Here is a 13,241-nt window from a genome sequence, read left to right on the forward strand (position 1 = left end):
CATGGTGGTTTAATACGCAGCTACTTCGTGGACTTTCCTTACCTGTTCGCTGTGCTTTGATGTGAGTAAGTTTAATAAATATATTAAACAATCAATCACTAAACCAATGTTTAGTATTGCACACAAAACATCTTTATTTTTCATGGCAACTAGTGGCATTGAAAAACGAGTCAATTCACCTCCAACAGTTTCTTTTTTAAAAATATTTTTCAATTCCTGATGAGACTGAAATCGCTCCCTTAGTTCTCTGGCTAATATTTTTCACGTTTTTCTTTTGTATGCTCAGTATGTTTCACGAACTTATTAAACAGCCTGCTTAGTTCCTCTTTGCAATCGCAAGCTAGTAAGACTCTGGGCGGGCTATAGTAAAAAATTGATTCTTTTGGTGACGTGAATGTGTAAAAGAAATCACGTATCTTTTCTGGACTATGCAACTCAGAAATTATGCTAGCGGCTATTTGTAACTCTCTGTCTATAGATGGTTTTACTACATGAAAGATGGTGTCATCTTTAAAGAAATTTTTTACACGAGCATCGTTTGTCTTGGTTAATTTGTAAACCATACAACCAAGTTTTGGCGCACAAATGACCACACCCACATTGGCAAATTCTTCTGTCTCCGCATATGGCGCATATCTAACTATGCTATAGAGTAACGGTGTGTTCATACTATGGTGCTCCGAAAGTTTTGATCTGATCCCCTGTTAAGCAAAGAAGTAACACTATTTAGTACAGCGTCCTTTTCTGGCAAATCATCAAGCAAATCATAGACCCAATCTCTATGTCTTGGCGAGAAGACATGAAGATCAAATTCCGATATATCGCATTGTGGGTCGAAAGCCAGATTATGATCAATAAGATAACAGACCGCTGGGCTTTTAGCCTGATATCCCGCCCGCACTGGGCAAGGGTTTACGGCGGTTTTTGCTAAGTTGAAGCAGCTTATTGAAGGAGCGGCAAAAATGCAGGGGGTTGAATATGAAATACAGTTAATAGGAGCCGCTCAAAGTAACCAACCGAGTCCTGTGTAGGTCGATTTCATTTATCAACAGGCTCAACAATATATCCCAAAACTTTCATCTGTTGCCAAAAGACCAGCAAGCGGCTGGCTAAGAGGACGCAACCTACTTTATGGAGCGCGTCAAATCGAATGGTGGTCGAGCCACCTACCTCAATTTTCGGTACAGAACTCAGTGTGGGTCATCATTATAATGAACTGTTTGACTTTTATGAAAATGTGATGACAACCGCAGTGGAAACATTCGCCACTGTCACCCTAACTTACTGATTTCGGAGTTCATACTATGAATAATTCATTGACTGAATTCATACATGAATATATTAACCAACGCCAAAGTGATTTTACTTACCTTAGCGATAAGATTTGGGAACACCCTGAGACCAATTTTAAAGAAAACTTTTCTGCTGAACTGCTCGCAAATGCGTTAGAGAATGAAGGGTTTGTAGTTCAAAGAGGGGTAGGCAATATTGAGACCGCGTTTATCGCCAGTTATGGTAGTGGGCACCCTGTGATTGCTTTACTTGGTGAGTATGATGCACTGTCTGGTTTAAGCCAAAAAGCAGGCTGTTATGAACCTAGTCCTGTAATTGAAAACGGTAACGGCCACGGGTGTGGACATAATTTACTGGGGACGGCCGCCCTCGCTGCGGCATTTGCAGTGAAAGCCTGGCTGCAAAAAAATCAACTCCTTGGAACTGTGCGGTTTTACGGCTGCCCAGCCGAAGAAGGGGGTTCCGGTAAAACATTTATGGTCCGGGATGGTCTTTTTGATGATGTTGATGCAGCAATTACATGGCATCCTGAATCATTCAGTAGTGTATTTAATGTTCAGTCTCTGGCAAATATCCAAACAGCATTTCATTTCAAAGGGATTGCTTCGCACGCCGCCAATTCTCCCCACCTAGGCAGAAGTGCTTTAGATGCTGCCAGTCTGATGAATGTGGGTGTTCAATTTCTTCGTGAACATATCATTCAGGAAGCACGAATTCATTATGCAGTGATTAATACGGGCGGTATGTCACCTAACGTTGTACAAGCTGATGCCGAAGTTTTATACCTTGTTCGCGCTCCGCAACGGGATCAGGCTCAAGATATTTATCAACGAGTTATTGATATCGCTAAAGGTGCCGCCTTAATGACCGGTACGCAATTGAATATTCGCTTTGACACAGCGTGTTCAAATTATGTTCCTAACCGCACGATGGAAAGAGCGATGTATCAATATGTTCAAGCTTTTGGTATTCCTGAATACACTGATGAAGAACGCCAATTTGCCGAAAAAATCCATCAAACACTGACAAAAGATGATTTACGCAATGTCAAATTCAATGCAACTCAGATAGCGGGTGAAGAGGGTAAACGCTGGAGTGAGCGACAAGGGGAAAAAGCACTGACAGATGAAGTCTTGCCTTATATAGAATCGCAAGAGTTAATATACGCCTCTACCGATGTTGGAGATGTTAGCTGGGTAACACCAACCGCCCAATGTTTAAGCCCCTGCTTTGCCTTTGGCACACCACTGCATACTTGGCAACTAGTCGCACAAGGACGTTCATCCATTGCTCACAAAGGGATGTGCCTTGCAGGGAAAATTATGGCCGCTACCGCGCTTGAATTATTAACAGACCCGGTTCTGCTATCAGAGGCTCAATCAGAGTTCAAACACCAGAGGGATAAAAATCCCTATCAGAGCCCCATTCCACCCGATGTTAAACCATCACCTTTGAAGTAACTTTGCTCCGATAAATACTGGCTTGCCTATAGCAGGCAAACCAGTATTCAGTCATTTACATAATTAAAAAATAATAACGACAGCAAACACAAAGGAAAAAACATGAGTGAAACAACTCCCCCTGTAAATAAGAACCCGGGACGCATTTTCGGTTTGATCGAAAGAGTTGGAAATAAAATTCCAAACCCTTTTATTTTGGTAGAGTTTGCAATATAGCAGGCGAAAATATTAGATCTTTCCCATAAATTGGCTAAACATCAGCAAAGTACTGAGCAACAAATGGCGCTGTTCAACAGTCAAACGTAAATAACGACGACTAGCCGGCAATCGACTGACAACCTCAGAAGCAGCAAAATGTTCCACCTCAAATTGCCATCGTCCCTGATGAATATTCAATATCAGATCCCGGAAATCCAACTCTGCCAACGTTTCACCAATTAATGGATGTTGATTGAGTAAATCAATAATCGGCTGTCCATATTCCGTACCATGACAACAGTAATAAATCACACTCTTTCGCCGAAATATTCCCTTTACCTTAGCTCTAATAATGATTTTTTCCTTAAGTGAAGTATTCCCCTGCAAACGAAAACAACAACTGACAATATAGGCCAAAAACAACGCTTTCGGCTTTTCACAAACTTCAATCCGCAATCCATCAGGCAACGTCACTTGCAAACTTTCTGCTGATAAACGCTCACAACAGTAAGGCGATAAATTCTGTTCCAACCGGTTTAGCGTTATACCTGCCTGATAACCAGTAGGATAGCGGGGTTTATTCAACCGCCGCCAAATACTGTCAATCAAGGGAACGAAGCGGCTCAAGTTGCACCTCCGGCAATTCACCCTTAGTGAAAGTATGCGAAAGTACCTGCTCAACGGGTACGGGCTTAAACGGATTCACCCGTTGTACACATAGCGTCCAAAACAGGGCATAGCTGGCGGTCAGACCCAACATGATGGCGAATGGAATATATACATCACCGGGATTCATTCCCGGAGGCGTGATGTTAATGATCGCCAAAATAATGCCTACACTAGAGACAATTTGAGGCAATGGGAAAAAGGGTGATTTATAAGCACGATGTAAATCAGGTCTGCGGATACGCAGCAATATCACAGAACATGTCACCAGCAAATAAGCAACGCACCAGGCACATACAGCCGCTAATACCAAAGGCATAATCCGGTTCAAATCACCTTGAATAATAAAGGTATGTAAACAGGGGATCATTACCGCAACCAAAATCCCAAAGATTGGCGTTTTAAAACGTGGATGTAGATAAGCAAAAATACGCGGTAATGCGCCATCCAATGCCATACCATAGAGAATACGCGGCACCGCCGCCATCAGGGTATTAATCGTTGCCGCTCCCGCCAGTAATAGCCCAATACCAATCCAATATTTACCAAAATCCCCCATCACCTGACCGGCAAAAGCGGGAATTGCCATTGGCGTTTCTAGCAAGCGAACGTTATTTTCTACATCCACCAGCACATTTTCTACCTGATGGCTGATTGACGCGCCATATAACCCCATGCAAAAAGCCACCCCACACAGGCCGGTTATCATTGCGCGTGGAAGAACTCTGGCGGAATTTTTAATTTCAGGCGCCATTGGCGTCACCAGTTCACAGCCGACAAACATAAACATCGCCATTCCCACCAGACTCAGTACCGCCAAAGGATCGCTCAGATTAAGCCCTTCACCAAACCAACTCTCCAGCGGCACAGAAAACGGCATTAATAATCCACAAATACTGAAAATAACCAAAGTACTCCACATGCAGAATGTCAGCACAATTTCGACTTTACCAAACGCTTCAATACCCAACGCATTAAGTAACCCGAACGTAATCACTAACCCAACACCAACCATCCATGAAGCGTTATAACTTTCCACCATCGTATTAAGGCTGTCAAAATTCACTAATGCCATAACACCGGAGAGAATCGTTTCTGCTGTACCCGCAAAAATATGAACAATCAAATAAGCCGAAAGCGCACCGGTAATCGCCCAGAATCGCCCCATTCCACAAGAGATATAGTCATAGACAGAGCCAGAAGTAGGCAAAATAGCCGCCGCCTCAGCAAACGTCGTCACTTGGGCCTGCATCATGATAAAACTGATCAGCATTGCCAGTACAAAAGTATCACCACCAATCCCAAAACCACTGGTCACAGTCAGAATAACCGGGCTTGCCATAATCACCCCGACAGAACTTGCCAGTGCGGTAGGAAACCCCACCACTCCCTTTTCAATATGCGAAGTCAGTCGTGTTGACATATTCATTTATCTTCCCTCTTAACTTCTAGTCGTAAAAATAATGCTCACGGCGATTCATTTGTGAATTTTTTGTAAACTTTATTGAGGATAAATACACTATAGAAAGTGAAGAGGAATACCGACCATCGTCCTAAAGAACGATACCTAAAGAGGGATTAATAACTGAAAAGATGTAACGAAAAATACCAGAAAACAGAAAAAATCAAAAATAATTACTTAAATATCAATCAATAAAAATAAAATCGCTTAATTAATGCATTAAGAAATTATTTCAGATATATACCAAAAAACCTGTTCTTAGCTGGTGATCATCACGTTAAGAAATTTCATTTATTGCAATCCATATCACGTTATTAATATGTTTGTTTTGTGTTAATTCTGAATTTTAATTAGCATTTGATTAATTTTCAGTATCGATTTATCCAATTAGGTATTATTCTAAAGGGAGAATGTCCTTGTCTACTGTACTACCGAATAGCTGTGAAAATACTTTAATCTACAGTTGTTTAAATACCATTGCACATCTGGTTCCTATCTCGGCCGCAGCATTCTATCTGGTGAATAATGAATTACGCCCCGAAAATTACATCCTGTACGGCATTTCAGACGAAACTCACCAAAATTATCTAGCCCATTTTCAGCATTTAGATCCATTAAAACCGGCTAATTATCAACAAAATAATATTAATATGGTTGGCATGGATCAGAAAACACTTACTAAACATAATAAGTATTACCATGAATTTATGCAGCCAAATAATATACAGGACATCGCCGAAATATTTATCCGTCAACACAGCCGAATTATTGCCGGTGTCTCTTTATTACGAGATATTCCATTTACACCAAAAGACTTTAATCGCCTCAGCGCTATTCTGCCATTAATTGAATTAGCTGTCAGAGACTTGCTTCCTGAAACCCCCACTATTTTAACAACTAAAGAGCAAGAAATTATTAATTTGATAAGAGAAGGATCAAGTAACAAACGTATTGCACAGATACTTAATATTTCCCTATCTACCGTCAAAACCCACCTGCGCAATATCTTTGCCAAAACCAAAGTGACTAACCGCACTGAATTAGTTTCTAACGGGTTTATTACTCGGCATTTGTGATTGGTAGGATTTGATAAATTATACCCGTCATCTTTCAAGTTGCCTCTTTGTTGGCTGCACTCGCTTATCCCAGTCACATAGCTTGTTCCTTGCCGTCGCGATGCATCTTGAAATCCATAGGGTATAAAACAAACTAAATAGTTATATCGTCATTAACCATTAACGGTCATCTTTAATTAAGCAATTCTCACGCTTGACGCTTATTCTGATCGCTAAAGAACAAGCACACAGAGACTTAATTATTTCCCGATATTGGTGATTTCACCCCACGCTAACAAAATACAAGGCGAAAAACCCAGAATGAGTCAAATAAAATCACTATTCGCCTCATTTTGTGAGTAGAATAGACAGTTATTTGACTCACGGGTGACGCAAATGTGGATATGGGAACAACCGAACTGGCCTGCATTTCATTGGAACGCCGATACTATTGCATCATTACTGCGAGATGTGCATTTCAATCAGGGACTGTTATTAGGCAAATCTGATTATGAAGACACCAAGCAGGCAACACTTGATAGCCTTCTATCTAGCATACTCTATTCAAGTGAAATTGAAGGAGAAAGACTGAATGCAGCTTCAATACGTTCATCATTGGCAAACAGATTAGGTATTACGGAAGAAAAACCTTATCCAATCGTAGAGAAGAGTGACGGCATTACAGAGGTCGCCCTTGATGTGATAGAAAATAGCCACTCCGATTTAACCCTTGAACGCATACTCAAGTGGCATCAGTTGATATTCCCCGAAGGCTATACCATGTTCAATCCGATACAAGGAGGAAAATTACGCGAAGGGATGATAGAAGTGGTATCCGGTCGTTTAGATAAGCCAACTGTTCACCTTGAGGCGCCACCACCAGAAAAAATGGTCGATGAAGTACCCCAATTCATAGAGTGGTTCAATCAATCCCGAACAGATACTTGTCTCGATCCCATTATTAGAGCAGCAATTGTCCATTTATGGTTTGTAACAATCCATCCTTTAGAAGACGGAAACGGGCGCATTACCCGATTTTTAACAGACCTTGCACTTGCTCAAGCCGAAAACCGTTCAATTCGCTTCTATGCAATGTCGGTAAGTATTTGTCATCATCGTAAGGCATATTACGAAATCCTTGAAAGTACTCAGCGTGGCGGCTTGGATATTACTGATTGGTTGGTTTGGTTTCTGAAAATATTGAATGAGACCTTAACAAATAAATTGAAAGAAATTAATCAGGTTGTGCAAAAAGCTAAATTTTGGCGCCGGATAGACCAGACTCAACTTACCGCAGAGCAAACCAAGGTGCTAAACCGTATGCTGGACGGCAATTTTGAGCAAGGCATTAGTAGCAGCCAATATCAAAAAGTGGCGAAGGTAAGTCGTGCCACTGCGACCAGACACCTGGCACATTTGGTTGAACTAGGTTGCTTAGAAAGTACTGGGGCTGGTGGTCGTAGCACTCGTTACCTTATTAATCACGAGTATTGAATTATAGTGGTGAACAGTACACAACCAACCTGCTGCCCTGAGAAGCCCTCTCCTGGATAAAATGCCAGTGATGACCTTAGGTTTGACAATGGCCCCTTTCAATCAAGGGGCCTTGCTTATTTTGATCCGAATATCAAATCAATAGCGAACCATAACGGATTTCAATTCAGTATAGTGCTCAATAAAAGCGCTACCGAATTCACGGCCAATACCTGAGGATTTGGTGCCGCCGAATGGTAATGCCGGATCAAGGAATGTATGCATATTGACCCAAACGGTCCCCGCTTCGATACGCGGGATCATGCGCATGGCTTTGCTGAGATCATTGGTCCACAAACTCGCCGCTAAACCAAATGGAGTGCTGTTCATCAAGCCAATCAGCTCTTCCTCATCGTTATAGCTGAGGAACGTCCCAACAGGACCAAATGTCTCTTCCTTCATCAATGAATCTTCTGGGCTGTTAGCACGAATCACCGTCGGCGCCACAAAGAAGCCCGGCCCGGACAGAGCATGACCACCATAAACAATCTCACTGCCTTCTTGACGAGCTTGCTCAAACAGGGACAGGATCTTGTTATAGTGCGCTTTGTTTGCCAACGGCCCCATTTCTGTTGATTCATCCAGAGGAGAGCCAATCTTCATTGCCGCGAGTCTTTCAGACAACAATTTCAGCACGTCATCCATATGGCTTGCAGGAATATAGAAACGTTCCGCCGCCGCACAAATCTGCCCTTGATTGAGATAACCGGCCTCTAAAACACCATCGACAATTTTTTCAACCGACATATCCGCTAAAAACGCCGCACCGTTCTTGCCGCCCAATTCCAGCGTAGCACGAGTCAATCCCTGTTCCATTGCTGATTTACCGACAGCAATACCCGTTGGCACTGAGCCGGTGAAAGTCACCTTGGCACATAACGGATGACCTATCAGCGCAGGACCAAGCACCGAACCTGAACCATTAATCACATTAATGACACCATCAGGAATACCCGCTTCCTTGGCTAATTCAGCCACTCTGAGCATGGTCAGCGGAGTGTATTCACTGGGTTTCAATACAATGGTACAGCCACAAGTCAGTGCAGCCGCTATTTTCCAGATGGCAACCATGATGGAAAAATTCCACGGAATAATCCCCACCACAACACCAATCGGCTCACGACGGGTAAACGCCGTGTATTGCTCACCTTTAAAAGAGGGCAAAGAGACATTCAGGGTTTCACCGCTGATCTTACTTGACCATCCGGCAAAATAACGCAGGAACTGAGCGGAGGAATCAATTTCCAGCATACGGGATAGCTGGATAGTTTTACCGGAGCAGAGAGTTTCTAACTGCGCCAACTCTTCCCGATGCGCCAGTAATAGATCTGCCAGACGATTCAGGCAGTGACCGCGCTCCATCGGCGAAGTCTGTGCCCACACCCCATGAAATGCCGCCTGCGCCGCTTGCATAGCGGCATTGACTTCCACTTCACTACCTTGATTAACCGTTGCAATAACTTCATCAGTCGCAGGGTTTATGACAGAAAGTGTTTCACTCCCCTGACCACTGACCGGCTGACCATTAATATAATGTCCATGATTATGCTGCAAAAAGGCCGTAACTGACTGTAATAAGTTAATATCACTCATTTTTTACCTCTAACAAACAAGTGTTTTTTAACCTTTAATACAAGACAGATAATGCTTCACAAAACGGTCAGCGGTGATTTCCCACAGTACTTCCGTTCCTTTCGGCGCAAACCAGGAATCCCCAGGGTGATATTCAATAGTTTCACCGCTCTTCACATCGGTCAATTTTACTGAACCTTCCGTAACAGTTGCGTGCTCATCAAACGGATACACCATACTGAACTTGCCACGAGTACAAGCGAAAATACCACATGTCAGGTTATCCGTTGGTTCACCAAATATCATTGCCATACTGGCCTGCGGATCGCCTTCCAACACAGTCGCTCCCAGATTGCTTACGCTACCAATGTCCAATAATTCAGGCAGGGATTTGTTCAGTAAAAATGATTTAATCATAATGTCCTCGTTCCAAATAAAATAATTTATGAATTTTCGATGAATACTAATGATATCAATAAATTAACGACGTCCTTTCCAATAGCCAGACGCTTGATGCCAAATCTTGCCCGCAGACACCATTAAATGTCGTAACTTATCTTTACCAATAATATTTACATGAGGAATTGAACTCATCAGGTCATAACGCTCAGATCCTTCGCTCATCCCTTCGGCCAATACTTTACAAACGATATGGCTTGGCGTGACCCCGAAACCGGAATAGCCCTGCACATAGAACACATTATTGTGCTGCGGCAAAGAGCCAATCTGTGGGAACAAGTTCGCACTGCAACACAACGGCCCTCCCCATGCCAGTTCAACTTTCACATCTTTCAGATAAGGGAAAACTTTCAGCATCAAGTGGCGATTCCAGGCTTTCAAATCAGATGGGATATGTTCAATGAAAGGGGTTGCACTACCGAACAAGAGACGGTTTTCTTTCGTCACACGGAAGTAATCAATAACCGGACGAATATCACTGTATGCACCGCGAATCGGGCTGATTTTCTCAATCAAATCATCGGGTAATGCCTCCGTCATTAACTGGAAGGCATAAGTGTTGACCACCTTTTTATAAATATATGGCTCAAGGCCACTATTAAGAAAGGCGTTACAGGCCCACAGCATCTTATTCGCGCGAACCGATCCCATCGCGGTACGAACCGTTACTCTGGAACCATATTCAATGTCCAGCACCTCGCTGTTCTCAAAGATTTTTACGCCCAAATCTGTCGCGGCTTTCGCCTCACCTAGCAATAGGTTTAGGGAGTGAACATGACCGCCTCCCATATGCTTCAACGCACAAGTATAAACATCAGAACCGATCACTTTTTTCACATCAGGACCGGTGTAAAGCTCAATATCTTCATCAGGAGAAACTGCCCGAAAATCTTTCAGCCAGCTATGTAATGTCTTTTCCTGTCTCTTATTCATGCCAAGATAGCTATAACCACGGCAGAGATCAGCATCAATATTATATTTTGCAATACGATCACGAATGATGCCTGCACCCAAATTGCTGATCTGAAAGATTGTCTCCAACCCTCTCTCGCCAATATGGCGTTTGATCACTGCCAGATCATGACCGATACCTGCCATAACCTGACCACCATTACGACCTGTACTGCCATAGCCAAGATAACGACTTTCCAAAATTGCAATCTTGGTGATACCCTTCTCAGCCAATTCAAGGGCAGTATTGATACCGGAAAATCCACCACCGATAATGACGACATCCACATCCAGATCTTCTTGTAATGTGGGAAAACGAAGATCATATTTCTTAGTCGCAGCGTAATAAGTTAATGAATCAAGATGATTGTTCATGCGATAGCCCGATTAGCATCCAACATAATCATCGGATTATCTGTAGCACAGAGTCACATCGCCATGTCCCTTTAGGGATATTTGCAACACAGTTTTAACATTTGTGACTCAGGCAAAATAACGGACGGGAGGTGTCATAAACAGGCTAAAAAGCTCTGCTTGTGATCTGATTTGTAGTTTTTGATAAATATTTTTCCGATGGTTTTTCACCGTCCCCGTACTGATAAAAAGTTTCTCGGCAATCTGTGGTGAGCCTTTACCTTGCAATATTAACTCCACAATCTCACATTCTCTCGGAGTCAAAGCATAACGAGTCTGAGTATCCAGATAAACCATTTCAGCAGCAGGCGCTTGCTGCGTCATTTCATCATGTAATCGCGCCACACTACGGATAATTTCCAATGCAACTTTCAGGTTTTTCCGATGCTGTTTCTGGATGAAAAATGGCTGATTTTCCTTACCGAAAAACAGGCCAAGTTGCTTTTGAGGAGAGAGTTTCAATAAAACCCCCGTTTCATCCCGCCAACCGGTCTTACGATAAAAATTCAGATAATAATCAGTATGATAAAATCCTGAAGGAACAAGTTCCCGTAAGGTAAATAGATCCGTGTCAGCCCCACTTATCAGGGCTTGATAGAAAGGGTCTTGCAGATAAGCGCCTTGTTGATAAATCTGGTTTATTACATCACTGTTTTTCTTCTCGGTTTTACTCAAACAACACGGAGCAGAACCTTGTTCAAAGGCATAAACAATAGCGTTATCAAAAGTAATAAATTGTTCCAGCCAAGTCAGTAAATTAGGATAAAATTCACGGGTTGCCACCGATTCAATCACTGCTGATAATCTATCTACATGAATATCCATTCAAGCCCTCGCAATTATTCATAAATTAATAATAAATCCGAAGCAGATATAGCCCGCCAATTCCATAGCGAAACTATATAAGAATCACACTCAAACTGGATGTACAACTTAATTATCGTTTATGTGTTAATCAAATCACAATTATGAAACATTTTACTAATTATTTATGAGAACACTCCCCCAGATCTAAGATTTTGTCACGGAATAGACGTTTTAACTGGATTATCCTCATTTCTTATATCACTTTCTCTGGCAAGGAGTAAAAATGAGCACCAAAAAAATTATTCTTGATTGCGATCCGGGACATGATGACGCCATTGCGATGTTATTAGCACATGGCAACCCTAATATTGAGCTATTAGCCGTCACGACAGTTGTCGGTAATCAGACGCTAGATAAAGTCACTCACAATGCACTGGCGATAGCGCATATTGCCGGTATTACCGGCGTGCCCTTTGCCGCAGGCTGCCATCGCCCATTAGTTCGCGATATCGAAACGGCATCGGATATTCACGGCGAATCAGGTCTGGGGGGCGTGAAGTTACCTAAACACTCTCGAACGTTAGATCCCCGTCACGCGACTGATCTGATCATTGATACCATCATGTCTCATCCGCCAAAAACGGTGACTTTAGTCCCCGTTGGCAGCTTAACCAATATTGCTCTTGCCGTCCGTAAAGCACCGAAGATCGTTGAACGGGTAAAAGAAGTGGTATTAATGGGCGGTGGATATCACACTGCCAATAGAAGCGCAGTAGCGGAATTCAATATCAAAATCGATCCGGAAGCCGCGCATATCGTTTTCAATGAAAAATGGCCGCTGACGATGGTCGGCCTGGATCTGACACATCAAGCACGCGCCACGCCAGAAATCATCAAAGCAATTTCACGTATTAATACCAACGTGTCTCGATTTGTCGTAGAGCTACTGGAGTACTATGGTGAGAGTTATCAGAAGAGACATGGTTTCAACAGCCCGCCAATACATGATCCTTGCGCCGTCGCCTATGTGATCGACCCTACCGTAATGACAACACAGAAGGTACCCGTCAATATTGAACTGAATGGCGCCTTGACTGTGGGCATGACCGTAGCGGATTTCCGTCATCCAATACCAGAAGATGGCCACACCCAAGTCGCAGTCAAACTCGATCAACAGCGATTCTGGCAATTGGTTATTGATGCGCTGAAAAACATCGGTGATACCTGTGATTCAGAGAGAAATAGCGACAGGTAGGAAGCAATATACCCTATAGATTTCAAGATGCATCGCGACGGCAAGGGAACGAATCCCCGGGAGCATAGATAACTATGTGACCGGGGTGAGTGAGTGCAGCCAACAAAGAGGCAACT

12 protein-coding genes are annotated in these 13,241 nt (G+C 42.9%); 4 read left to right on the top strand and 8 right to left on the bottom strand.

The window, feature by feature from the left end; genetic code table 11:
• Positions 1 to 251: 251 nt before the first annotated feature.
• Positions 252 to 668 carry a DUF3037 domain-containing protein gene (locus EAE92_RS02945; RefSeq protein WP_214066981.1) on the bottom strand — a complete coding sequence of 139 codons (417 nt, stop codon included), beginning with the start codon at positions 666 to 668 and terminating at the stop codon, positions 252 to 254.
• Positions 665 to 901: a HipA family kinase gene (locus tag EAE92_RS25180; RefSeq protein ID WP_321208831.1), complete on the bottom strand. Its 237-nt coding sequence runs from the start codon at positions 899 to 901 to the stop codon at positions 665 to 667. The genes EAE92_RS02945 and EAE92_RS25180 overlap by 4 nt, the downstream gene beginning before the upstream one ends.
• Before the next feature lie 403 nt (positions 902 to 1,304).
• On the opposite strand from EAE92_RS25180, the gene EAE92_RS02950 reads away from it, so the two are divergent.
• Complete coding sequence (locus EAE92_RS02950) at positions 1,305 to 2,753, top strand: M20 family metallopeptidase (protein WP_214066982.1); 1,449 nt, start codon at positions 1,305 to 1,307, stop codon at positions 2,751 to 2,753.
• A gap of 228 nt (positions 2,754 to 2,981) precedes the next feature.
• Here EAE92_RS02950 and EAE92_RS02955 read toward each other — a convergent pair whose 3' ends face one another.
• Together EAE92_RS02955 and EAE92_RS02960 are read right to left on the bottom strand one after the other, a co-directional pair.
• Positions 2,982 to 3,578 (bottom strand): DUF3156 family protein, encoded by a 597-nt coding sequence (locus EAE92_RS02955; RefSeq protein WP_246544983.1) that lies wholly within the window; start codon positions 3,576 to 3,578, stop codon positions 2,982 to 2,984.
• The gene (locus tag EAE92_RS02960) at positions 3,553 to 5,046 is read right to left on the bottom strand and encodes an APC family permease (protein WP_214066983.1); all 1,494 of its coding nucleotides are present in this window, start codon (positions 5,044 to 5,046) and stop codon (positions 3,553 to 3,555) included. Before EAE92_RS02960 ends, EAE92_RS02955 begins: the two co-directional genes overlap by 26 nt.
• A gap of 443 nt (positions 5,047 to 5,489) precedes the next feature.
• Between EAE92_RS02960 and EAE92_RS02965 the strand changes: the two genes are divergently transcribed.
• Both EAE92_RS02965 and EAE92_RS02970 read left to right on the top strand, forming a co-directional pair.
• A complete protein-coding gene (locus tag EAE92_RS02965; protein WP_214066984.1) occupies positions 5,490 to 6,155 on the top strand; it encodes a response regulator transcription factor in 666 nt (221 codons plus the stop codon).
• 375 nt (positions 6,156 to 6,530) lie between these two features.
• Positions 6,531 to 7,628 carry a Fic family protein gene (locus tag EAE92_RS02970; protein WP_214066985.1) on the top strand — a complete coding sequence of 366 codons (1,098 nt, stop codon included), beginning with the start codon at positions 6,531 to 6,533 and terminating at the stop codon, positions 7,626 to 7,628.
• A gap of 138 nt (positions 7,629 to 7,766) precedes the next feature.
• On the opposite strand, the gene EAE92_RS02975 is transcribed toward EAE92_RS02970, so the two are convergent.
• The 4 genes from EAE92_RS02975 to EAE92_RS02990 all read right to left on the bottom strand — a co-directional run bounded on the left by EAE92_RS02975 (position 7,767) and on the right by EAE92_RS02990 (position 11,888).
• A complete protein-coding gene (locus EAE92_RS02975; protein WP_214066986.1) occupies positions 7,767 to 9,260 on the bottom strand; it encodes an aldehyde dehydrogenase family protein in 1,494 nt (497 codons plus the stop codon).
• Between the two features lie 27 nt (positions 9,261 to 9,287).
• Entirely contained in the window at positions 9,288 to 9,656 is a 369-nt protein-coding gene (locus EAE92_RS02980) for a cupin domain-containing protein (protein WP_105397566.1), read from the bottom strand.
• 63 nt (positions 9,657 to 9,719) lie between these two features.
• Entirely contained in the window at positions 9,720 to 11,024 is a 1,305-nt protein-coding gene (locus tag EAE92_RS02985; RefSeq protein WP_040148924.1) for an NAD(P)/FAD-dependent oxidoreductase, read from the bottom strand.
• 108 nt (positions 11,025 to 11,132) lie between these two features.
• A complete protein-coding gene (locus tag EAE92_RS02990) occupies positions 11,133 to 11,888 on the bottom strand; it encodes a response regulator transcription factor (RefSeq protein WP_036811698.1) in 756 nt (251 codons plus the stop codon).
• 265 nt (positions 11,889 to 12,153) lie between these two features.
• Here EAE92_RS02990 and uriH point away from each other — a divergent pair, with 265 nt between their 5' ends.
• Positions 12,154 to 13,125 (top strand): uridine-preferring nucleoside hydrolase UriH, encoded by a 972-nt coding sequence (uriH, locus tag EAE92_RS02995; RefSeq protein WP_214066987.1) that lies wholly within the window; start codon positions 12,154 to 12,156, stop codon positions 13,123 to 13,125.
• The last annotated feature ends 116 nt before the right edge of the window (positions 13,126 to 13,241 follow it).

Origin of the sequence: Photorhabdus hainanensis, assembly GCF_018448965.1 — a bacterium.
GTDB lineage: Bacteria > Pseudomonadota > Gammaproteobacteria > Enterobacterales > Enterobacteriaceae > Photorhabdus > Photorhabdus akhurstii.

Bases quoted from the DNA above. Each gene is read 5' to 3' on its own strand.
- EAE92_RS02965 (WP_214066984.1), top strand. From the start codon at position 5,490: ATGTCCTTGTCTACTGTACTACCGAATAGCTGTGAAAATACTTTAATC.
- EAE92_RS02990 (WP_036811698.1), bottom strand. From the start codon at position 11,888: ATGGATATTCATGTAGATAGATTATCAGCAGTGATTGAATCGGTGGCA.
- EAE92_RS02950 (WP_214066982.1), top strand. From the start codon at position 1,305: ATGAATAATTCATTGACTGAATTCATACATGAATATATTAACCAACGC.
- EAE92_RS02985 (WP_040148924.1), bottom strand. From the start codon at position 11,024: ATGAACAATCATCTTGATTCATTAACTTATTACGCTGCGACTAAGAAA.
- EAE92_RS02970 (WP_214066985.1), top strand. From the start codon at position 6,531: ATGTGGATATGGGAACAACCGAACTGGCCTGCATTTCATTGGAACGCC.
- EAE92_RS02975 (WP_214066986.1), bottom strand. From the start codon at position 9,260: ATGAGTGATATTAACTTATTACAGTCAGTTACGGCCTTTTTGCAGCAT.
- EAE92_RS02960 (WP_214066983.1), bottom strand. From the start codon at position 5,046: ATGAATATGTCAACACGACTGACTTCGCATATTGAAAAGGGAGTGGTG.
- EAE92_RS02980 (WP_105397566.1), bottom strand. From the start codon at position 9,656: ATGATTAAATCATTTTTACTGAACAAATCCCTGCCTGAATTATTGGAC.
- uriH (WP_214066987.1), top strand. From the start codon at position 12,154: ATGAGCACCAAAAAAATTATTCTTGATTGCGATCCGGGACATGATGAC.
- EAE92_RS02945 (WP_214066981.1), bottom strand. From the start codon at position 668: ATGAACACACCGTTACTCTATAGCATAGTTAGATATGCGCCATATGCG.